The following is an 18,880-nucleotide window of genomic DNA, read 5'->3' on the forward strand; positions in this document are numbered from 1 at the left end:
CTCAGCCCTCGCGGCGCTCGGGCTGGGTGGCATGCACGAACACCGTGTAGGTATCGGCCGGGTGCGCCACGCCGGCCTGGTCCAGCGCGCGGGCGATGGAGCCACGGTGGTAGGTGGCGTGGTTGAGGATGTGGAAGAACATCTCCTCGCGGGTCAGGCTGCCGCTGCGGCCGTCGGTGAAGCGGAAATGGATGATCTCCCGGGCACGCGCCGGGGTCAGCACGGCAAGCTGGTCGACGTACCACTGGCCAGAGGTCAGCAGGCGCTCGCGCAGTTCGTCATAACCGGGCACCGCCACGGTATTGGTGGCCGGGTGCGGGTCCGCCTCGCCGTTCAGGCGCGCGCGGAAGAGGTCCTCGACGATGGCCATGTGGTTGAGTTGCTGGAGCGCGAAGGCATGCTCCTCGGGGAAGCGTATTGCGTCGATCCGGGCGATGGCATCCAGCACACGGCGGTCCGACCAGCATTTGTAGGCGAAGGCCTGGCTCAGCATCGCAACTCCTCGTCAGCGGCCGTTGAAGGCGAAGGCGGCACTCTAGCGCATCCGGGGCTTGGGTTGCGCCAGTCCAACTGCCAGACTGTTGCCAGCCCCAAGGACGATTCGCCGCCATGAAAACCCCCGATATAGAAGCCATCCGCGCCTTCCTGCTGGTCGCCGACCTGAAAAGCTTCACCCGCGCCGCCGAGGTCACCGGCACCACCCAGGCGGCCATCAGCCTGAAGATCAAGCGCCTGGAGGAATCCCTCGGCCGCTCGCTGCTGGAACGCACGCCACGGCGAGTCACCCTGTCCGCCCACGGCGCGGTATTCCTCGCCAACGCCCGCCGCCTGCTGGCCAGCTACGACGAGACGCTACGCTGCTTCGACACGCCCCGCCGCACCCTGCGCATCGGTGTGAGCCACCACATCCTCGGCGCGGACCTGAGCCATTGGCTGCGACGACTGACGCAGGCCGATCCGGAGGTGATCGTCGCCTTCAGCCTGGGTACGTCGCGGCAGATGCTGGAACGCTACGAGGAAGGTGCGCTGGATGTCGCGCTGATCCTGCGCCACGACAACCGTCGCCAGGATGGCGAGGTGATCGGCAGCGAACGCTTCGGCTGGATGGCCGCCGAGGCTTTCGAACTGGACGACGCAGCGCCCCTGCCACTGGCGATCCAGCCGGCGCCCTGCGGCATGCGCAGCATGGTTACCAGCGCGTTGCAGGCGCAGAACCGCAGTTGGAGCGAAGCCTTCGTCGGCTCGGGGATTCTTGCCATCGGTGCGGCGGTGTCGGCGGGGATCGGGATCGGCGCCATGGTCGAGCGCATGGCGCCGGCGGGCTGCAGGGACGTGCGCGAGCGTTTCGCTCTCCCGGAGCTACCGCCCCGCGATGTGGTGCTCTATAGCGCCCATCGCGACACCCAGACCCGCGCGCTGATCAACACGCTCAGTGAGGCCATCGCCCACTGAGGCTCAATGCAGGAGCACGCCCAGGCGCGCGAGGAACAAGGCCAGCGCGACGATCAGCGAGCCGCAGAGCATGACAGCGGCAAGGTGGATGAAGGCGAAGTCGCGGGCTTCGATCGGTTCGTGGTCCATGAACGGCACGTCCTGGGTGGCGGTTGGGAGCCGCCAGTATCGAAAGTGCCGTTCCCGAGAAACAGCTTGCGCCGGCTATTTCAGTGATAAGCGAAACGCCTCAGTAGCCCGCCTGGCGGTTCACCGTGTGCAGTAGCTCGTCGCCGGCCAGGTCGCGCAGGATGTTCTTCGCCACCGCCGCTGCGCCGCCTTCCACCTGCATGGTGCTGGCGATGTGCGGCGTGACCCAGACGTGCGGGTGCGACCACAGCGGATGATCCGCCGGCAGCGGCTCTTCGTGGAACACATCGAGGATCGCCGCGCCGACCTGCCCCGCATCCAGCGCGGCAACCAGATCGGCCTCCACCACGTGCTCGCCCCTGCCAACGTTGATCAGTCCCGCTCCCCTGGGCAACTGCGCCAACGTTTCGCGGTCGAGGATGCCGCGGGTGCTGTCGGTCAGCGGCAGCAGGTTGACCAGGATGTCGCACTGGGACAGGAAACTCGCCAGTTGTTCGGGGCCGGTATAGGTCGCTACCCCGTCGATCTGCCGCTCGGAGCGGTTCCAGCCGAGCAGCTGGAATTTCAGGTGGCGCAGTTGCGCGAGGCACGCCTGGCCCAGCTGGCCGAGGCCCATCACACCGACACGGCTGGTCGCCGCCGGCAGGATACTCAGTGGCTCCCACACCTGCGCGGCCTGCTGCACGCGGTAGGCAGGCATCTCGCGGTGCAGCGCCAGCGCCGACATCACCACGAACTCGGCCATGATGTCGGCCAGGGACTCATCGACCATGCGCACCAGCGCCACCGACTCGGGGATCTTCGACAGATCGAACTGATCCACCCCGGCGCCCGCCGCGAACAGCACGCGCAGGCTGGTGTAGCGCTCGATATCGTCGACCGCCTTCCAGGTCAGCAGGTAGGTGACACGCGCCGGATCGGCCGCCTCGAGGCCTGCGACGAACGCCAGGTCAGGTACCTGGTCGGCCAGCAGAGCTCGCCATTTTTCGGCGTGTTCGGGTTCGGCGTTGTAAAGAAAGATCACGTCCTGTTCCTCGCTCTTGTTGTTCGCACGTCCGGGCAGTTAACCAGCCGGCCACGGCGAGGAACACCGCCAGCAAGGCACTGCGTGCCCGCAGACCGACGCACCGCTTGCGGGCCTCGCTACCTGGTGGAGCGCACGCAGCCGAAGCGCACTTCCCTGGAGGGCGAATGGCCGAAGAACGACGTGTAGCACTTGCTGAAATGACTGGGCGAGACAAAGCCACAGGCCAGCGCGACTTCCACCAGGGACAAATCGGAATGCTGCAGCAGACGCCGGCTCTCGGTGATGCGCAGTTCCAGGTAATAGCGCACCGGCGAGGTGCCCAGTTGCTCCTGGAACAGGCGCTCCAGCTGCCGCTTGGAGCGGCCGACGCACTCGGACAGCTGGTCCGGGCTCAACGGCTCCTCGATGTTCGCGCTCATCAGGTTGAGCACGTCGCGCAGCGGCTGGGTCATCTTCTCGTGCAGCGCCGGGCGGGTACGGCGATAGCGCGATTCCTCGAAGGCGAGGATGTCGACGATACCCTCCACCAGCTCGCGGCCGTAAAGGTCATGGATCCACTCCAGCACCAGGTTGAACGCGCCGGTGGGGCTGCCAGCGGTGAGGCGATTACGGTCGACGATGTAGCTCTCGGCGGTGACCACGCTGTTGCGCGCGACCTCCGCCAGTGAGGCGCGGTTCTCCGGGTGCACCGCGCACTGGTAGCCATCCAGCAAACCGGCCCGGCCGAGGAACCACGCGCCATTCCACAGCCCGGCCAGGGCGATGCCGCGCTCGTCGGCCTGCTGAAGCAGGCGGTTCAGGCCAGGCAGGTCCTTGAGGGGCGTGCGCAGGCCGCCGCAGACCACCAGCAGATCCATGTCCAGGTACCGGCTTTCCAGCGCGGACGCCGGGCAGATCACCAGCCCGAGGTCGCTGGTGACCGACTCGCCGTCGAGGCTGAAGGTGCGCGTGGAGAAGGCGCCCTCCTGGATCAGGTTGGCGGTCACCAGGGTATCCAGCGCCTGGGTGAAGGCCGGCAGCGAGAAGTTCTCCAGCAGCACGAAACCGACTTTGCGCGGCCGCTGCGGATCGGCCTTGCGATCCCCGACGAACCGCAGGTTCTGCCCCTGCATGGACTCACTGAACTGTCTTCTTTCCACCGCTGTCGACCTCTGCATCTTCTTGTTGGCGGCGCCATCCGGAAGCATGCACGAACCGCCTGTTGTCGACCGGAATTATACAAAGGCCGCGGCCCTCGTGCGGGACAGTTGGCGGCTTCAGGCACCCACAGCGACACACTGCTCATGCAGCGGTTTATCGCCGGTACCTGCCGAAAGACTGTCGATCAGTGCCCCGCCATCAACGAAATGAATCGCTCCGCGCGCAGCCCGGCATCGCCCCAGGCCTTCAGCACTTCGCGCTGTATCAACGCAGAAACTTCACTGCCGTCTGTCACAGAATTCCTACACGCAGGTTGACCATCAAAACCTGCACCTCTAGATTCCTACCCTTCCTTCGCCGGGGTGCGCTGTGCCCTGGCGATACCAACGGCAAAGGAATGTCCGGTATGTTCAAGCCCCTCAGGCCCTGGCTGCCTGCCCTGCTGCTTTGCAGCCCTCTCGCCGCGCAAGCGGAAGGTCCCTCTGGCGATTTCTGGCTGATTCACCAGCAAGGCAGCCTCTACAAGAACGAAATCTTCATCATCGATGGCGACGCCGCCAACATCTACGACCGCAAGAACGGCGTGCGCTCGCTGGGCGTCTATCAGTTCTACGAGGAAGGCGCCAAGCCGACCTTTACCGCCTATGACGTCGAGGTCGACTGCGCGAAGAACCGCGTGCGCCTCAACGGCGCGCAGAACTACGACAAGTTCTACAACGACATCCGTCCGAAGAAGGTTTCCAAGGAATGGAAGAAGAAGCCTGAGGCGTGGATCGCCCAGAGTCGCGACTTCCTCTGCAAGCCGGATGCACACGTCGAGCAGAAGATGTACCCGCTGGGCAAGATGCCCATGACGCAACTGGTATCCGCCGCTCCCGGCCTGTTCCAGCTGCGCAACCGCGAGCACGCCAAGGACCTGATCCTGCAGATGGTCGACAAGGGCTTCGAGCAGATGCCCGTCAAGAACGTACCCGCCAAGGAGGGCGTGCAATGAAAGGACTCTTCGCGCTGGGGATGATCGCCATCCTGCTCGGCGGCTGCTCCGCCATTCCCACCCTGCCCGAAGCGCAGGCCCGCAGCTACTGGAAGGGCCGCCCGGCAGGCGATGCCATCGACCACTTCGGCGCGCCCAGCGATATAGCCCTGGCACCGGAGAACGACTGGGTCGTGCTGATCTATCGCCGCGACACCTCGTACACCTCGCGGGAAGCGCTGGGCACCTACACCGGCCCGCAGAATGGCCAGCTGGTGCACACCGAGTACTGGGGCGACGTGGTCCACTCGGCCAGTTGCGAGATCCGCGTGGCGATCAACCGCGCCCGGCAAGTGGACTACCTGCTGACCCGCGGCAATTGCGGCGGCATACCGCTGCGGCCGGAAGCCTGACCCCCTTTTTTCCTCAACAAGGACGAGACGAACCCATGCCAAGGACGAATTATCTGGCGCAAGCGACGCTCACTCTGCTCGGCCTCCTGGCCATCGGTTCCCCGGCCTCTGCGGAAGAGGTCAAGGTGACGGAGCTGCTACGCAGCGGCTATGAGGTCAAGGCGGCCTACGTAGCACCGGGCCGGATCACCCAGATCCACTTCCTGATCCTGCAGAAGGGCACGTCGGTCTATCAGTGCGCCACCTACGAGAACGGCGCGCCCCTGCAGCGCTACTACAACTACTCCAACACCTATTCCTGTTCGGCGGTCGGGGACTGGGTCCTGCAGAACGGGACGATGCCCAACGCCGTGCAATGATCCCGCGACGGTCGGCATCGACGATGCTGACCGAATCTCCCTGTTCAAGGATGCCCATGAAACTGTGTTTGCTACCCGCCGGCCTGCTGCTCGCCTGCACCCTGTCCCATGCCGCCGAACAGCCGGCACTCTCCAAGCCCCTCGAAGAACAGGTCAGCCGACTGGTCGAGCTGTACAAGGACAGCTTCGCCACCGGCTATCCCGAAGCGACCCGCGTACAGACCCTGAAGACCGGCAAGGACAGCGAACTCACCCTCGCCGTCTTCACCATCGAAGGGTTCGACATGGGCAACAACTACAGCCAGTACCTCGCGGTCTTCTCCTCCACCCCGAACGAGGAAGGCCAGGAGCATTACAGCCTGCTCGATGCGATGCAGATCGGTGGCGACAGCTGGCGGTCGATCGAGAAGCTGGACGCCCGGCTGGTCAGCGACCCGACGGGCAAGCACACCCTGATCGACATCCCGGTGATGGAGAACAGCGACGACGACTCGCCGAACTTCCCCAGCCGCGCTGGCGTGATCCACCTGTCGCTGGGCGGCTCGCAGACGCCCCGCTTGCTGGAGACGCCCTGACCCGTCCAGCTCGACGTACCACGGTTGATACCAAGTCGATAACAAACCCCTCTAAATTTCTCTGCGCGACGGCCGCCACTGCGGATAACCATCCTCAGAGGAAGCCCGACCATGACCACCATCAGCGCCGTCAGCGCCACCAACGTTCGCTATTCCACCGCCTCGACGTCGGCCGCATCGACCACCACCACGAGCAACGACGCCACCAGCACCTCGCAGACCACGGCCAGCTCGTCGGCACAGGCGGCAGGCGGAGCCGCGGGTGGCGGAGCGGCCGGCGGGGCCGACAGCAGCTCCGACAGCAGCAGTTCCGACACCACGCTGGAGAAGCTCAAGCAGGCGATGGAGCAGGCGCAGAAGGAACTGCAAGAGGCCGAACAGGAACTGGCCAAGGCCAACCAGAGCGGCGGCCAGACAGACGAGGAAAAACAGGCCCAGCAGGTCGCCGCACAAGCCGCTCAAGCACGTGTATCGGCCGCGTCGGCAGCGGTCGCCGCAGCCACCGCCGCCTACTCCGAAGCGCTGACCGAGTCCGGCACCAGCACCAGCGGGACCTCGGTGAACACCAGCGCGTGAACCCCCTGCGCCAGCCTCCGGTGTCGCACCGTCGGCAGGCTGGCCGGTCGCCCAACGGCGCGCTGAGACGCCATTCAGCGAGAGGCGGCCCCCTCGCGCATCAGGTAGGTCAGCAACTGCCGCGCGTGGGACGACAAGGCATCCCAGTCGGAGACGCACAAGCGCAGTTCGCGGGTCGCCCAGGCATCCTCCAGGGCCACCACCGATACCGGCAGCTCCTGCGCCATCCGCGTGGCGGCGGCCTCGGGCAACATGGCGACGCCTACCCGCTGCGCGACCAGCTGGGCGATGGCGTCGAAACTCGGTGCTCGCACGCGCACCTTCAGCGGCATTGCGTTGCGCACCGCCATCGCCTCGACGAAACGTTGCATGGCACGCTCTGCGGGCAGGCAGACGAACGGGAAGCTCAGCGCATCGCGCAGGCTGGGCAGCTGCTGGCTGGCCAGCGGGTGATCCTGCGGCACCAGCAGCACCAGCTTGTCGTTGCGGAACGGCAGCGACAGCAGCCCGGCGGTGGGCAGGTTGCCGTCGTAGACGCCGATGTCGATCGCCCCGTCCTGCACCGCGCGCAGCACATCCTTGCTGTTCTGCTCGATCAGCTGCAGGTCCACCTCCGGGTAGTCCGCCAGGAAAGGCCCCAGCGCGGTCGGCAGGAAGGTGCTGTTGGCCACGGTGGAGGCCGCCAGGCGCAGCGTGATGCGCCGCTCTCCGCTCAGCTCCTGCAGGGTGTCCTTGAGTTGCCGCGCCTCCTTGAGCACCCGCTGGCTCGCCTCCAGCACCAGGCGGCCGCTGGGCGTCAGCGTCATGCCGTCGCTGTGCCGGGCGAACAGGGAAAGACCGCAGCGTTCCTCGAACAGGCGCAGACGGTTGCTCGCCGCCGAGACTGCCACCGGCACAGAGGCCGCCGCCTTGCTCAGGCTGCCGGTACTGGCGATGGCCGCAATCAGGCGCAGATCGGCCAGATCGAAGTGCATGTAGCTTTCTCCAAAAGCGAATACTACGTTCGTCAACGACCGATTCTGATGAATCAGCCTTCTCCTTAGAATAAAGCCTTTCCCCTGCCTTGCGCTCGTGCCGCCATGAATAGCCTGACCTCTCTCTACCAGCGCAGCCTGCGCAGCGGCGTGTTGTTCGCCGTGTTGTCCGCCACCGGCTTCAGCCTCAAGGCCGTCTTCGTGAAACTGTCCTACGCCGCAGCCCCGGTGGATGCCGTGACGGTGCTGGCGATCCGCATGGGCCTGGCGTTGCCGCTGTTCCTCTGGCTGATCTGGCTGAGCCGGAGCCCGGAGCAGGCGCGTCTCTCGCTGGCCGATGGTGTACGCATCCTGCTGCTCGGCCTGTTCGGCTACTACCTGTCCAGCCTGTTCGACTTCTACGGCCTGCAGTACATCAGCGCCGGGCTGGAGCGCCTGATCCTGTTCACCTACCCGACCCTGGTGCTGCTCCTGCAGATGGTCGTGGCCCGCGAACGTCCGAGCTCTCGTACCCTGACCGCCATGGGCTTGTGCTACCTCGGCCTGGGCATCGCGCTGGTGCATGACATCCGCGTGGAAGGCGGCGACGGGCAGATCCTGCTGGGCGCCATCTGGGTGTTCGCCAGCGCCGTCACCTATGCGCTGTATTACATGGGCACCGGCGCGATGGTGCGGCGCATCGGCTCGATGCGCCTCGCGGGGCTGGCTGGTGGAGCGTCGTCGGTGATGGTGCTGATCCACTACGCCGTGAGCGGTGATGTGCAGCAACTCGCAACACTGCCCGGCGCGGTATGGCTCCACGGTTCGCTGATGGCACTGATCTCCACCGTGCTGCCGATCTACTGGATGGCGCTGGCGATCCAGCGCATGGGCGCCACCCATGCTGCCGCGTTCGGCAACCTCGGCCCGGTACTCACCGTGTTCGCGTCGTGGGCACTGTTGGGCGAAACAGTCTCGGTCTATCAGATCGCCGGACTGGCACTGGTGCTGTTCGGGGTGTCGCGGTTGTCAGGAGCCAGGACGGAAGCGCGCCAGGCCAAGCCAGGACAACAGCCGTCCGAGGATTGCAGGAGCGCAGGCTGAACACGGCAACCGGTAAACCTGGCCTGTCGCTCCACGAGGTCGGGAAAACCGACAACGAGTGCCCGCCGTGTCACACCCGCCCGACCCGCATGGTGATCGGCCATCCGACCGGAAGCCGCGCGGCAGGGTCGCCCCAGTGCTCGGCCATGTCCGTGGCAAAGCGCTGCAGCAGGTCTTCGCGCCCTGCCTCGCGGGCGCGGCGCACGGCCGACCAGGTGGAGACGTAGCCGAGGAACTCCTCGAGGTTCCACTCCAGGCGAATGGCGATCTCCGGGCCCGGAAATTCGCTGAAAGGAAAATCGAGGGTGGCGTAGCCGCTGTCCACCAGCTTGCGTTCGGCAGGCCAGTAGGGGCCGATCCCGTTCCAGTAGAACTGTTCGAAGCGTTCGCCCAGCACGCCGTCCAGGCGCAGCACGCCATAGCTGATCAGCGCCAGGATCGCATTGGGCTCGGCGACCTGTCGCACCTCGGCGTAGAACCTCGGCAAGTCGAACCAGTGCGCGGCCTGGGCGGCGGTGATCAGGCTGGCGCTATGGTCGTGCAGCGGCAGGTCCTCCGCTGGCGCGCAGGCGTAGGTGACGTTTTCCTGCGGTGTCGTGTGCGCGATCTGGTCCTCACTGGGATCCAGGCCCACCACCGCCTTGAAATGCTCGGCCAGTTGCCGGGTCAGCTGGCCATTTCCACAGCCGACATCGACCGCCAACGCTCGGTCGGGCGCAATCGAGGCCAGGTAAGAGGCAAGCTCCATCGGGTATTGGGGACGGAAGCGCGCGTAGGCTTGCCCGCCCTGATCGAACCAGTTGCGCAGGTCGGCGGATGGGGGATTCATGGCCGGCGGCTCCTGTCTTGATGACTCGCTTGGCGTGAATGTAATGGGCAACGGGTGCGCAGACCAGCGCCAAGCGGACCGGCACAGGACCTGCGCCCTGCCCGGCCCGCAGTGTGATCAGATCTGCGCCATGCCGCCGTCGACGAACAGTTCGATGCCGTTGATGAAGCTGGCCGAGTCCGAAGCCAGGAAGGCCACTACCTTGCCGATCTCCCGCGGCTCGCCGAGACGGCCCAGCGGCACCTGGCTGGCCAGCGCGTCGAACAGGCCCTGGCGGGCTTCCTCGGGCACCAGGTCGCCGAGGCCGGGAGTGCGCACCGGCCCCGGGCTGACGACATTGACGCGGATGCCGCGGTCCTTCAGGTCCAGTGCCCAGGAGCGGGCGAAGTTGCGCACGGCGGCCTTGCTCGCGCTGTAGACGCTGAAGTTGGCGGTGCCCTGGATCGAGGTGGTGGACGAGGTGAGGATTACCGATGCGCCATCGGTCAGCAGCGGCAGCGCCTTCTGCACGGTGAACAGCACGCCGCGCACGTTGGTGCCGAAGATGCGGTCGAAGTGCTCCTCGGTGATCGCGCCCAGCGGCAGCATGTCGCCGCCACCGGCGTTGGCGAAGAGGATGTCCAGGCGGCCGGCAGTCTTGGCGATCTGCGCATAGACCGCATCGAGATCGGCGAGCACCGAGGCGTCCGCGCGGATCGCCGTGGCGGCCGGGCCGATGGCTTCCACGGCGGCGTCCAGTTCGGCCTGGCGGCGACCGGTGATGAACACCCGGGCGCCTTGCGCGGCGAGTTCCTGTGCGGCGCCGAGGCCGATGCCGCTGCTGCCGCCGGTGACCAGTGCAACTTTACCAGTGAGGGACTTGTTCATGATGAGCTCCAGGATGTTCAGGATGTAGGGTTCTGCCTCTCTGGCCGGCATCTGGCGCGGCGTTGCGGTGAGGCATGGCGCTACTCTAGGGCTCGTCGATTGATGGAAAAAGCGCATACAATGGAATGACTATCCATATACATGGATAATCAGGCGATCCTTTCCGAGGAATTCCCATGGATCAGCTCCAGGCCATCCGCGCTTTCGCCCGCGTGGTGGAAGCCGGCAACTTCACCCGCGCCGCCGACTCGCTGGACATGCCCAACGCCACCCTGAGCAAGCTGGTGCAGGAGCTGGAGGCGCACCTGGGCGTGCGCCTGCTGCAGCGCACCACGCGGCGCGTCACGGTGACGCCGGAAGGCCAGGACTACTACGCCAAGGCCACCCGCGTGCTGCGCGACCTGGAAGACATCGATTCATCCTTCAACATTGCCCGCAGCAAGCCTCGCGGGCACCTGCGCATCGACGTCGGCGGCTCGACCGCACGGGACGTGCTGGTGCCGTTGCTGCCGGACTTTCTCGCGCGCTATCCGGATATCCGTATCGACCTGGGCGTATCCGACCGCTCGGTGGACCTCATCGGCGACAACGTCGACTGCGTGATCCGCGGCGGCACGCTGGATGCCTCTTCACTGGTGGCCCGCGGCATCGGCCAGGCGACCATGGTCACCTGCGCGTCACCCGAGTACCTGCGCCACAACGGCATCCCCGCCTATCCGGAAGAGTTGCGCAATGGCCACCGGTTGGTCAGCTACCTGTCGCCGCAGAATGGCCGCGCGGTGCCCTTTCGCTTCGAACGCAACGACGAGCGCAACGAGCTGAAGCTCGAGCACCGCATCGGCGTCAACGAAAGCAACGCGCACCTGGCCGCCTGCATGGCCGGCCTGGGCATCATCCAGACCTTCTCCTACGCCGCCGGCGCCGCCCTGCGCGATGGCGCACTGGTGGAGATCCTCGCGGACTGGCGCCCGGCGCCCTACCCCTTCCACGTCGTTTACCCGCAGAACCGTTACGTCACGCATCGTCTGCGGGTATTCATCGACTGGCTGGTGGAATGCTTCCCGGCGAAGGTCGCCGGCTGAGCACTCAGGGCTGCTTGTCGGCCAAGGCGTCGAGCAGGTCGGCGGACGGCACGAAGAACAGGCTGCCGGTCACCGCCTTGCTGTAGTCCAGCAGGCGGTCGTAGTTGCCGGCCGGGCGGCCGACGAACATATTCTCCAGCATCTCCTCCACCGGCGCCGGCGAACGGGCGTAGCCGATGAAGTACGTACCGAACTCGCCTGCTCCGGGACGGCCGAACGGCATGTTGTCGCGCAGGATCTTCACTTCCTGGCCGTCCTTCTCCAGGGTGGTCAGCGAGCTGTGCGAACAGCTCGGCTTCACGTCGTCGCCCAGTTCGATGTCGGCCAGCTTGGTGCGGCCGATGATGCGCTCCTGGGCTTCGGTGGAAAGCTGGTTCCAGCCGGTCATGTCATGCAGGTACTTCTGCACCAGCACATAACTGCCGCCGGCGAACGCCGCGTCCTCGTCGCCGATCAGGGTGAAGTGCGGGACTTCGCGGCCTTCCGGGTTCTCGGTGCCGTCGACGAAACCGATGATGCTGCGCATGTCGAAGTAGCGGAAACCCTGAACCTCGTCGACCACCGTGACCGCATCGCCCAGGCGCGCGACCAGTTGCGTGGCAAGCTCGAAGCAGAGGTCCATCTGTTCGGCGCGGATGTGCAGCAGCAGGTCGCCCGGCGTGGACACCGCGATCCGCTCGCCGCTGCCGAACTCGCGGAAGGCATGCAGGGACGCCGGGCGCGGAGCGCCGAACAGCGCATCCCAGGCCGCCGAACCGAAGCCCACCACGCAGGACAGGTTGCCCGTGGGCACCCGCTTGCCGACGGAACGCACCAGCGCCGAGACGTCCGCGCAGAGTGCGCGGACCGGGTTCCAGTCCTGGCCCGGCTTGAGGGTGGCGACCAGGAAGATCGCGCTGCGGGTGACCGGACTGTCGACTGCCTGGGGTGCAGGAGATTCGTTGACCATGGTTGCCATGCGCCGCTATCGAAATGGGGGGATGAGCGTATCAAAGCAGCTCGCTCGCCGCGTTGACAATGCGGGCTGCAAAAAACGAAGGGCCGGTCTTCCGATCCGGCCCTTCGCGCCAACGGATGTTGCGTCGCGCCCTAGCGCATCGCCGCCAGCTTGATGCCGAAGCCCAGCAGGCAGGCTCCGGCCAGGCGCTCCAGCAGATTGGCCACGCGCGGATTGGCGCGCATGCGCTCGGCCAGCTTGTGGGTCAGCACGACGGCCACCAGCCCGTAGAGGAAGGTCACCACCGCGACGGTCGCCGCCATGAAGGCGAAGGTCACCAGCCCCTGGTGCTTCACCGGGTCGACGAACAGCGGCAGGAAAGCCATGTAGAACACGATGGCCTTGGGGTTGAGCAAGGTGATCAGCATCGTCTGGCGCAGGTAGTGCCCGTTGTCCATGCGACTGTGCCGCGGCGCTTCGCCGGGCTTGCTCATCAGCATGCGCAGGCCCAACCAGGCCAGGTAGGCCGCACCGAGCCACTGCACCGCATGGAATGCCGCCGGGTACGTCGCAAGCAGCGTCGCCACGCCGGCCACCGCCATCCACAGCAGGACCTGGTCCCCCAGGATCACCCCGCACGTCGCCGCCAGCCCGGCGCGAATCCCACCCTTGCCGGTCGCGGTGATCAGCGCGAAGTTGCCGGGGCCGGGGATGGCCAGGAGCACCACGAAGGCAATCAGGAAGGCGCCGTAATCGGTCACTCCGAACATGGGAAAAGCTCCTGGGCAGCTGAAGGCAGGCGAAGTGAAGGAGTCTACCACCGGTGTCGGCGGGCGCCGCCTTTCTGCCCTCCTCCGCGGTGATCAAAGGTTGACGCGAAAACTGTCTTCGATAAGGTCAGGGGCCAACCGATCACTCCAGCATGAGCATCAGCTCGGGAGACGCACCCAGTGCAGAACGACAGCAACAGCGTAGACACAGTGGTTTTCGACCTCGGCGGCGTGCTGGTCGACTGGAATCCCCGGTACCTCTATCGAAAGCTCTTCGACGGCGACGAAGCGGCGATGGAGGCGTTCCTGGCGAACGTCTGCAACACCACCTGGAACGAGCGCCAGGATCGCGGCCGCCCCTGGGCAGAGGCCATCGCCGAGGCTGTGGCGCAGCATCCTTCGCATGAACCGAATATCCGGGCGTACCGCGAGCGGTGGGAAGAGATGCTCAACGGTGCCCTGGAAGAAACCGTGCAGGTACTGAACGACCTGCACCAGAACGGCGTGCGTCTGCTGGCGCTGACGAACTGGTCGGCGGAAACCTTTTCGGTGGCGGAAGAACGCTTCGAATTCCTTGGGAAGTTCGAGGGTGTGCTCGTCTCCGGCCGCGAAGGCCTGATGAAGCCGGAACCGGAAATCTTCCAGTTGCTCATCCAGCGCTACGGCCTGACACCTTCGCGCACGCTGTTCATCGATGACGTCCGCAAGAACGTCGACGCCGCGACGGCGCAGGGGTTGCGCGCCGTCCAGTTCATCAACGCCGAACAACTGCGCCACGACCTGCAGCAGTTCGATCTGCCGATTGCCGCGCAGCAGGCGTGACGAAAGAGCCGGAAGTCGCCTTCCGGCGCTGGCGTCTGGTCAGTAGCCCACAGCCGCCTTCTCGATGGAACGCGCCACCGCCTCCGGGTGCGAGACCATCACCACATGGGAAGCCCCGCTGACCACCTCGACGTCCCTGGCATGGGCACGTTGCGCCATGAAGGCCAGGGCCTGCGGCGGGATGTTACGGTCAGCATCGCCATAGACGAACCACGACGGAATGGCCGTCCAGGCAGCCGCGCCGGCCTTCTCGTTCAGCGCGGCCTCGGTGACCGGCCGCTGCGCCGCCGCCATCAGCGCAGCGTCGCCCGCGGGCACATCGGCGGCGAACTGGTCGTGGAACTTGTCCTGCTGGATGTACAGATCCTTGCCGCCATCAGCCAGCGCCACCGGCGCGGCCAGGGTCGGGCCGAGGGTGCTGCCGGGGAACTTGCCGGCCAGGTCGGCGGCGCTCTCGCCCTTCTGCGGGGCGAACGCGGCGACATAGACCAGTGCCTTGACGTTGGCCCGGTCGCTGGCCGCCGCGCTGATCACGTTGCCGCCGTAGGAGTGCCCCACCAGTACCACCGGCCCCTTGACGCTGCCGACGATGTTGCCGATGTAGGCGCCATCGCTGGCCACGCCGCGCAGCGGGTTGGCGGCGGCGATCACGCTGTAGCCGTCCTTCTCCAGGATGCGGGTCACGCCGTTCCAGCTGGAGGCATCGGCGAAGGCGCCATGCACCAGCACTACCGTCGGTTTCACCGGCGCCGCGAAAGCGCCGCCGGCCAGCAGGCCGCTGGCGAGCGCCAGGGCGGTCAGGGTCTTCTTCATGGTGGAACTCCTTGCTGAGGATGTGGGGAATAAAAAGCCCCGCACGGCGGCTCGGGGGAATGTCGGACCGTGCGGGGAACGCTCATGCCGAGCGGGGAAAATCGCTGGACTGGCTCAGCTCGCGCCACAGGCGCAGCTCCGCCAGGCGGGCCTTGTCGGCGCTCTCGATGGCCAGCACCGCGTCGCTGCCCAGGGCCAGGCGCAGCGGCGGGCGATCCATCCAGGCCACGGCAAGAATTGCCTGCGCGGCGCGCTGCGGGTCGCCCGGCTGCTTGCCGTCGTAGGCCCGCTGGCGGCGCGCCACGGCGCCGACTACTGCGTCGTATTCGAAGCGCCCTTCGCTGAGCGTCGTCGAGGCGCCGGCAAAATCGGTGCGCAGGCCGCCGGGTTCGATGATCGTCACCCGCACACCGACTTGCGCCATCTCGCGCGCCAGCACTTCGGAGAAGCCTTCCACGCCCCACTTCGCTGCCGAATAGGGCGCGCGCCCTGGCGCGCCAATGCGCCCACCTACCGACGACAGCTGGATGATGTGGCCGCTGCGCTGCCGGCGCAGGAGTGGAATCGCTGCCTTGGTGACGATGATGGTGCCGAACAGGTTGGTCTCGATCTGCCGTCGGAATTCCTCCAGCGGCGTGTCTTCGACCGAATTGACGTTGCCGTAGCCGGCGTTGTTGACCAGCACGTCGAGCCCGCCGAATTCCTCGACCATCTGCGCCACGGCGTCCTGCGCGGCGGCCGGGTCGGTGACGTCCAGCGGCGCCAGGCGCAGCGTCTGCGGATAGCGCCGGGCGAGGTCCGCCAGCCCATCCAGGTCGCGGGCGGTGGCCAGCAGGCGGTGCCCGGCCTGCAGCACAGCCTCGGCCAGCGCCCGGCCCAGCCCGCGGGAGCAACCGGTGATCAGCCATCGTTGGTTCATGGGAACCTCCACGTCTCTCAAGGGATAGCGCTCAAGGTGCCGCTATCAGGGGGCGTAACGGGTGAAGACCAGGTCGTGTTCCTTCACCCGCGCCTGGTGGCAAGCGAAACAGGTCTGGTGCTGCGCCTCGTCGGCGGGCTTGCCGTCGATGAAACGGGCGAAGCCCCAACCGCCGGTGGCCGCGTATTTTTTCGAGTCCTTGACCATGAACTGCACGGTGGTCGCGGCGCCGGGGATCGACGCCGGCTCGAATTCCGGCGACTGCACGTGCTTCCAGGCGAGCTTGGCCAGCACGCTGCCGTCGGGGAATGGCAAGGTGCCGGCGCGGTAGGCCTTCATGGCGATGTCGTTGCCCAGCACGGCGCGCAGTTCGCTCAGCGGCGCCGCCTCCTGGGCGGGCGCCACCAACTGCCAGTTGCGGTAGCCCTCGGGCAGGCGTACGCCGTAGATCGGCGACGCATCGCCGTCGGCCCTGGCGCCTGTCGTCACCAGCAGGGTGAGCCCGGCCAGTGCGATGCGCCGCAGCACAGTTCCGGTGATGCGCATGGCGGTTCTCCGGCTCACAGATGGTCGGCGTCGACGACTGCCTTGACGAAGGCGTCCGGCGCCTCCTGCGGCAGGTTGTGGCCGATACCGCCGCTGATCAGGCGGTACTCGTACTTGCCGCTGAAGCGCTTGGCGTAGGCCTCGGCCGGCGGGTGCGGGGCGCCGTTGGCGTCGCCTTCGAGGGTGATGGTCGGCACCTTGATGGTCGGGAAGGTCGCGAGCTTCTGCTCCAGCTCGGCGTAGCGCGGCTCGCCTTCGGCGAGGTTCAGGCGCCAGCGGTAGTTGTGGATGGAGATCGCGCCGTGGTCGGGATTGTCCAGAGCCTTGGCGCTACGCTCGAAGGTGGCGTCATCGAACTGCCACTTCGGCGAAGCCAGTTGCCAGATCAGCCTGGCAAATTCGTGGCGGTACTTGTCGTAGCCGGCCTTGCCGCGCTCGGTGGCGAAGTAGAACTGGTACCACCACTGCAGCTCGGCGGCGGGCGGCAGCGGTGCCTTGCCCGCTTCCTGGCTGCCGATCAGGTAACCGCTCACCGACACCAGCGCCTTCACCCGCTCGGGCCAGAGCGCCGCGACGATGTCCGCCGAGCGCGCACCCCAGTCGTAGCCGGCCAGTACGGCACGCTTGATCTTCAGTGCGTCCATGAAGTCGATGACGTCCACCGCCAATGCGGCCGGCTCGCCGTTGCGCCGAGTCGCGGCGGAGAGGAAGCGTGTTTCGCCGTAGCCACGGGCGTAGGGAATCAGCACGTGATAGCCCTTGGCGGCCAACTGGGGCGCGACGTCGGTGTAGCTATGGATGTCGTACGGCCAGCCGTGCAGCAGGATCACCACCGGGCCATCGGCCGGGCCGGCTTCGGCGTAGGCGACATTGAGCAGGCCGGCATCGACGTGCTTGAGCGGGCCGAAAGCCGGGTCAGTCGACGGCGCGGTAGCGGCCTGCGCCACCGAGCAGGAGGTGAATTGCGCGAGAGCGATGGCCAGCGCCGAGGCGCCGAGGATCGAGTGCTTGAACAGGGTCATCAGGGTCTCCAGGGCAGGCACGTGGCCTGCACGGTGGTTGCCGGCATTCGGCGGGATTCAGTGGCTGGTGAGGCTAGCTCGCAGCGGGCGGAACGCCTCGCGCAGTTCCTCGCTGAACAGTTGCGGCTGTTCCCAGGCGGCGAAGTGGCCGCCCTTGTCCACCGCGTGGAAGTAATCCAGCGAGGGATAGGCGCGCTGCGCCCAGCTCTTCGGCGCGCGGTAGATCTCGCCGGGGAACACGGTAATCGCCACCGGCACCGTGATCTGCGCGGTCTTCTGCGCGGCGGCGCTGAAGTTGTTGTTGTTGTTTTCCCAGTAGAAGCGCGAGGAGGACGCCCCGGTGTTGGTCAGCCAGTAGAGCGAGATATCGTCGAGCATCTCGTCACGGCTCAGCACGCGTTCGGGCTCGCCGCCGCTGTCGGTCCAGGCGGCGAACTTCTCGTACATCCACGCGGCCATGCCGGCGGGAGAATCCGCCAGGGAGTAGCCGATGGTCTGCGGGCGGGTCACCATCATCGCGCCGTAGGCGGCATTGCGGCCGAAGAAGGTACTCAGCGCGTCGAAGGCGCGGCGCTCGTCGGCGCCCAGCCCGGCGGGCGCCGGCGCGCCACTGTTGATCGGCCCGACCAGTTCCGGCGGCACCGTCGCCGGCATGTTCAGGTGGATGCCGAGCAGGCCGGCCGGGGCCAGGCGTCCGAGGGCATCGGAGATCACCGAACCGTGGTCGCCGCCCTGGGACACGTAGTGGCGATAGCCCAGGCGCTTCATCAGCACGTCCCAGGCACGAGCCACCCGGTCCGGGCCCCAGCCGGTGACGGTCGGCTTGCCGGAAAAACCGTGGCCGGGAATCGCCGGGATCACCACATCGAAGGCGTCTTCCGCACGCCCGCCATAGGCGACCGGATCGGTCAGCGGACCGATGGTCTTGAGGAACTCCAGTGGCGAACCGGGCCAGCCGTGGGTGAGGATCAGCGGCATGGCGTGCGGCTCCTTCGAGCGCACGTGGATGAACTGGATGTCCACGCCATCGATGCGGGTGACGAACTGCGGCAGCGCATTGAGCCTGGCCTCCGCACGGCGCCAGTCGTAGTCCTTGCCCCAGTACTCGACCAGCGCGCGGACCTTCTCCAGCTGGATGCCCTGGGAGGCATCGCTCACCGTCTCGCGGTCCGGCCAGCGTGTCGCGGCGATGCGCCGGCGCAAGTCGTCCAGTTGCTCCTGCGGCACCTGAATGCGGAATGGCCGCACGCTGTCATCGGCAGGTGCGGCGCTGCTGGCGCTAGTGGTTGCGGCAAAGGTCTGTTGCAGCAAGTGGTGCTGCCCGTCACCGAGCAGGAACAGGCCCACGGCGGAGGCCATGAGCGTGCGGCTGAAGCGGCGGCGAAGGTGGGGCGATAGCGTGGCGGCTGGCATGGTCGATCTCCCTGATTCACTGGCCGACGGATCGGCGACCTGCAGCGATCTCAACAAAGCCCGGGAGGCGCGGCGATTGCACCATGGTGTCGGTCGATACCTTGGTATCAGCGCTCCCCGCCCACGCGCCTGCGGTATCGGAGCCGACACCTAGGTATC

The 18,880-nt window shown here is 66.6% G+C and carries 23 protein-coding genes; 9 read left to right on the forward strand and 14 right to left on the reverse strand.

Annotated features, from left to right (window positions below; translation table 11 throughout):
* Position 1 precedes the first annotated feature (1 nt).
* Positions 2 to 493, reverse strand: coding sequence for a DinB family protein (locus tag AC1ZV1_RS17975; protein WP_484292914.1), 492 nt, complete (start codon positions 491 to 493; stop codon positions 2 to 4).
* Between the two features lie 116 nt (positions 494 to 609).
* Here AC1ZV1_RS17975 and AC1ZV1_RS17980 point away from each other — a divergent pair, with 116 nt between their 5' ends.
* Positions 610 to 1,452 (forward strand): LysR family transcriptional regulator, encoded by an 843-nt coding sequence (locus tag AC1ZV1_RS17980; protein WP_484292915.1) that lies wholly within the window; start codon positions 610 to 612, stop codon positions 1,450 to 1,452.
* Between the two features lie 3 nt (positions 1,453 to 1,455).
* Here AC1ZV1_RS17980 and AC1ZV1_RS17985 read toward each other — a convergent pair whose 3' ends face one another.
* The 3 genes from AC1ZV1_RS17985 to AC1ZV1_RS17995 form a co-directional block, all read right to left on the reverse strand.
* Complete coding sequence (locus AC1ZV1_RS17985; RefSeq protein ID WP_280954503.1) at positions 1,456 to 1,581, reverse strand: hypothetical protein; 126 nt, start codon at positions 1,579 to 1,581, stop codon at positions 1,456 to 1,458.
* 100 nt (positions 1,582 to 1,681) lie between these two features.
* On the reverse strand, positions 1,682 to 2,605 hold the full coding sequence (locus AC1ZV1_RS17990) for a 2-hydroxyacid dehydrogenase (RefSeq protein WP_484292916.1): 924 nt from the start codon (positions 2,603 to 2,605) through the stop codon (positions 1,682 to 1,684).
* A gap of 119 nt (positions 2,606 to 2,724) precedes the next feature.
* Positions 2,725 to 3,747, reverse strand: coding sequence for a GlxA family transcriptional regulator (locus tag AC1ZV1_RS17995; protein WP_484292917.1), 1,023 nt, complete (start codon positions 3,745 to 3,747; stop codon positions 2,725 to 2,727).
* A gap of 407 nt (positions 3,748 to 4,154) precedes the next feature.
* Here AC1ZV1_RS17995 and AC1ZV1_RS18000 point away from each other — a divergent pair, with 407 nt between their 5' ends.
* From AC1ZV1_RS18000 to AC1ZV1_RS18020, 5 genes are all read left to right on the forward strand, one after another.
* Positions 4,155 to 4,742, forward strand: a complete 588-nt coding sequence (locus AC1ZV1_RS18000; RefSeq protein WP_484292918.1) for a hypothetical protein — start codon at positions 4,155 to 4,157, stop codon at positions 4,740 to 4,742.
* Complete coding sequence (locus tag AC1ZV1_RS18005; protein ID WP_259755447.1) at positions 4,739 to 5,134, forward strand: hypothetical protein; 396 nt, start codon at positions 4,739 to 4,741, stop codon at positions 5,132 to 5,134. The genes AC1ZV1_RS18000 and AC1ZV1_RS18005 overlap by 4 nt, the downstream gene beginning before the upstream one ends.
* A gap of 35 nt (positions 5,135 to 5,169) precedes the next feature.
* Positions 5,170 to 5,493, forward strand: a complete 324-nt coding sequence (locus AC1ZV1_RS18010) for a hypothetical protein (RefSeq protein ID WP_484292919.1) — start codon at positions 5,170 to 5,172, stop codon at positions 5,491 to 5,493.
* A gap of 56 nt (positions 5,494 to 5,549) precedes the next feature.
* Positions 5,550 to 6,068: a hypothetical protein gene (locus AC1ZV1_RS18015; protein ID WP_484292920.1), complete on the forward strand. Its 519-nt coding sequence runs from the start codon at positions 5,550 to 5,552 to the stop codon at positions 6,066 to 6,068.
* Between the two features lie 111 nt (positions 6,069 to 6,179).
* Positions 6,180 to 6,644, forward strand: a complete 465-nt coding sequence (locus AC1ZV1_RS18020; protein ID WP_484292921.1) for a hypothetical protein — start codon at positions 6,180 to 6,182, stop codon at positions 6,642 to 6,644.
* Between the two features lie 74 nt (positions 6,645 to 6,718).
* Here AC1ZV1_RS18020 and AC1ZV1_RS18025 read toward each other — a convergent pair whose 3' ends face one another.
* Positions 6,719 to 7,618: a LysR family transcriptional regulator gene (locus AC1ZV1_RS18025; RefSeq protein WP_484292922.1), complete on the reverse strand. Its 900-nt coding sequence runs from the start codon at positions 7,616 to 7,618 to the stop codon at positions 6,719 to 6,721.
* Positions 7,619 to 7,723: 105 nt separating this feature from the next.
* On the opposite strand from AC1ZV1_RS18025, the gene AC1ZV1_RS18030 reads away from it, so the two are divergent.
* Positions 7,724 to 8,701, forward strand: coding sequence for a DMT family transporter (locus AC1ZV1_RS18030; protein ID WP_484292923.1), 978 nt, complete (start codon positions 7,724 to 7,726; stop codon positions 8,699 to 8,701).
* Positions 8,702 to 8,771: 70 nt separating this feature from the next.
* On the opposite strand, the gene AC1ZV1_RS18035 is transcribed toward AC1ZV1_RS18030, so the two are convergent.
* Positions 8,772 to 9,530 carry a class I SAM-dependent methyltransferase gene (locus AC1ZV1_RS18035; protein ID WP_484292924.1) on the reverse strand — a complete coding sequence of 253 codons (759 nt, stop codon included), beginning with the start codon at positions 9,528 to 9,530 and terminating at the stop codon, positions 8,772 to 8,774.
* 117 nt (positions 9,531 to 9,647) lie between these two features.
* Complete coding sequence (locus AC1ZV1_RS18040; protein ID WP_484292925.1) at positions 9,648 to 10,397, reverse strand: SDR family NAD(P)-dependent oxidoreductase; 750 nt, start codon at positions 10,395 to 10,397, stop codon at positions 9,648 to 9,650.
* A 176-nt stretch (positions 10,398 to 10,573) separates the two neighbouring features.
* Between AC1ZV1_RS18040 and AC1ZV1_RS18045 the strand changes: the two genes are divergently transcribed.
* Entirely contained in the window at positions 10,574 to 11,479 is a 906-nt protein-coding gene (locus AC1ZV1_RS18045; protein ID WP_484292926.1) for a LysR family transcriptional regulator, read from the forward strand.
* Positions 11,480 to 11,483: 4 nt separating this feature from the next.
* Here AC1ZV1_RS18045 and AC1ZV1_RS18050 read toward each other — a convergent pair whose 3' ends face one another.
* Both AC1ZV1_RS18050 and AC1ZV1_RS18055 read right to left on the reverse strand, forming a co-directional pair.
* Positions 11,484 to 12,428: a Dyp-type peroxidase gene (locus AC1ZV1_RS18050; RefSeq protein WP_484297586.1), complete on the reverse strand. Its 945-nt coding sequence runs from the start codon at positions 12,426 to 12,428 to the stop codon at positions 11,484 to 11,486.
* A 140-nt stretch (positions 12,429 to 12,568) separates the two neighbouring features.
* On the reverse strand, positions 12,569 to 13,186 hold the full coding sequence (locus AC1ZV1_RS18055) for a LysE family transporter (protein ID WP_484292927.1): 618 nt from the start codon (positions 13,184 to 13,186) through the stop codon (positions 12,569 to 12,571).
* Positions 13,187 to 13,366: 180 nt separating this feature from the next.
* On the opposite strand from AC1ZV1_RS18055, the gene AC1ZV1_RS18060 reads away from it, so the two are divergent.
* Positions 13,367 to 14,008 (forward strand): HAD family hydrolase, encoded by a 642-nt coding sequence (locus tag AC1ZV1_RS18060; protein WP_484292928.1) that lies wholly within the window; start codon positions 13,367 to 13,369, stop codon positions 14,006 to 14,008.
* A gap of 39 nt (positions 14,009 to 14,047) precedes the next feature.
* Here AC1ZV1_RS18060 and AC1ZV1_RS18065 read toward each other — a convergent pair whose 3' ends face one another.
* The 5 genes from AC1ZV1_RS18065 to AC1ZV1_RS18085 form a co-directional block, all read right to left on the reverse strand.
* A complete protein-coding gene (locus tag AC1ZV1_RS18065) occupies positions 14,048 to 14,821 on the reverse strand; it encodes an alpha/beta fold hydrolase (RefSeq protein ID WP_484292929.1) in 774 nt (257 codons plus the stop codon).
* A gap of 82 nt (positions 14,822 to 14,903) precedes the next feature.
* Positions 14,904 to 15,740, reverse strand: a complete 837-nt coding sequence (locus tag AC1ZV1_RS18070) for an oxidoreductase (protein WP_484292930.1) — start codon at positions 15,738 to 15,740, stop codon at positions 14,904 to 14,906.
* Between the two features lie 45 nt (positions 15,741 to 15,785).
* Positions 15,786 to 16,286: a cytochrome P460 family protein gene (locus AC1ZV1_RS18075; protein WP_484292931.1), complete on the reverse strand. Its 501-nt coding sequence runs from the start codon at positions 16,284 to 16,286 to the stop codon at positions 15,786 to 15,788.
* A 14-nt stretch (positions 16,287 to 16,300) separates the two neighbouring features.
* Positions 16,301 to 17,308: an alpha/beta fold hydrolase gene (locus tag AC1ZV1_RS18080; protein ID WP_484292932.1), complete on the reverse strand. Its 1,008-nt coding sequence runs from the start codon at positions 17,306 to 17,308 to the stop codon at positions 16,301 to 16,303.
* A 57-nt stretch (positions 17,309 to 17,365) separates the two neighbouring features.
* Positions 17,366 to 18,667 (reverse strand): epoxide hydrolase family protein, encoded by a 1,302-nt coding sequence (locus AC1ZV1_RS18085; protein ID WP_484297587.1) that lies wholly within the window; start codon positions 18,665 to 18,667, stop codon positions 17,366 to 17,368.
* Between the last annotated feature and the right edge of the window lie 213 nt (positions 18,668 to 18,880).

The organism is Pseudomonas sp. BB438, assembly GCF_057180225.1.

Bases quoted from the DNA above. Each gene is read 5' to 3' on its own strand.
- AC1ZV1_RS17975 (WP_484292914.1), bottom strand. From the start codon at position 493: ATGCTGAGCCAGGCCTTCGCCTACAAATGCTGGTCGGACCGCCGTGTG.
- AC1ZV1_RS17980 (WP_484292915.1), top strand. From the start codon at position 610: ATGAAAACCCCCGATATAGAAGCCATCCGCGCCTTCCTGCTGGTCGCC.
- AC1ZV1_RS17985 (WP_280954503.1), bottom strand. From the start codon at position 1,581: ATGGACCACGAACCGATCGAAGCCCGCGACTTCGCCTTCATCCACCTT.
- AC1ZV1_RS18000 (WP_484292918.1), top strand. From the start codon at position 4,155: ATGTTCAAGCCCCTCAGGCCCTGGCTGCCTGCCCTGCTGCTTTGCAGC.
- AC1ZV1_RS18005 (WP_259755447.1), top strand. From the start codon at position 4,739: ATGAAAGGACTCTTCGCGCTGGGGATGATCGCCATCCTGCTCGGCGGC.
- AC1ZV1_RS18010 (WP_484292919.1), top strand. From the start codon at position 5,170: ATGCCAAGGACGAATTATCTGGCGCAAGCGACGCTCACTCTGCTCGGC.
- AC1ZV1_RS18015 (WP_484292920.1), top strand. From the start codon at position 5,550: ATGAAACTGTGTTTGCTACCCGCCGGCCTGCTGCTCGCCTGCACCCTG.
- AC1ZV1_RS18020 (WP_484292921.1), top strand. From the start codon at position 6,180: ATGACCACCATCAGCGCCGTCAGCGCCACCAACGTTCGCTATTCCACC.
- AC1ZV1_RS18025 (WP_484292922.1), bottom strand. From the start codon at position 7,618: ATGCACTTCGATCTGGCCGATCTGCGCCTGATTGCGGCCATCGCCAGT.
- AC1ZV1_RS18030 (WP_484292923.1), top strand. From the start codon at position 7,724: ATGAATAGCCTGACCTCTCTCTACCAGCGCAGCCTGCGCAGCGGCGTG.
- AC1ZV1_RS18035 (WP_484292924.1), bottom strand. From the start codon at position 9,530: ATGAATCCCCCATCCGCCGACCTGCGCAACTGGTTCGATCAGGGCGGG.
- AC1ZV1_RS18040 (WP_484292925.1), bottom strand. From the start codon at position 10,397: ATGAACAAGTCCCTCACTGGTAAAGTTGCACTGGTCACCGGCGGCAGC.
- AC1ZV1_RS18045 (WP_484292926.1), top strand. From the start codon at position 10,574: ATGGATCAGCTCCAGGCCATCCGCGCTTTCGCCCGCGTGGTGGAAGCC.
- AC1ZV1_RS18050 (WP_484297586.1), bottom strand. From the start codon at position 12,428: ATGGTCAACGAATCTCCTGCACCCCAGGCAGTCGACAGTCCGGTCACC.
- AC1ZV1_RS18055 (WP_484292927.1), bottom strand. From the start codon at position 13,186: ATGTTCGGAGTGACCGATTACGGCGCCTTCCTGATTGCCTTCGTGGTG.
- AC1ZV1_RS18065 (WP_484292929.1), bottom strand. From the start codon at position 14,821: ATGAAGAAGACCCTGACCGCCCTGGCGCTCGCCAGCGGCCTGCTGGCC.
- AC1ZV1_RS18070 (WP_484292930.1), bottom strand. From the start codon at position 15,740: ATGAACCAACGATGGCTGATCACCGGTTGCTCCCGCGGGCTGGGCCGG.
- AC1ZV1_RS18075 (WP_484292931.1), bottom strand. From the start codon at position 16,286: ATGCGCATCACCGGAACTGTGCTGCGGCGCATCGCACTGGCCGGGCTC.
- AC1ZV1_RS18080 (WP_484292932.1), bottom strand. From the start codon at position 17,308: ATGACCCTGTTCAAGCACTCGATCCTCGGCGCCTCGGCGCTGGCCATC.
- AC1ZV1_RS18085 (WP_484297587.1), bottom strand. From the start codon at position 18,667: ATGGCCTCCGCCGTGGGCCTGTTCCTGCTCGGTGACGGGCAGCACCAC.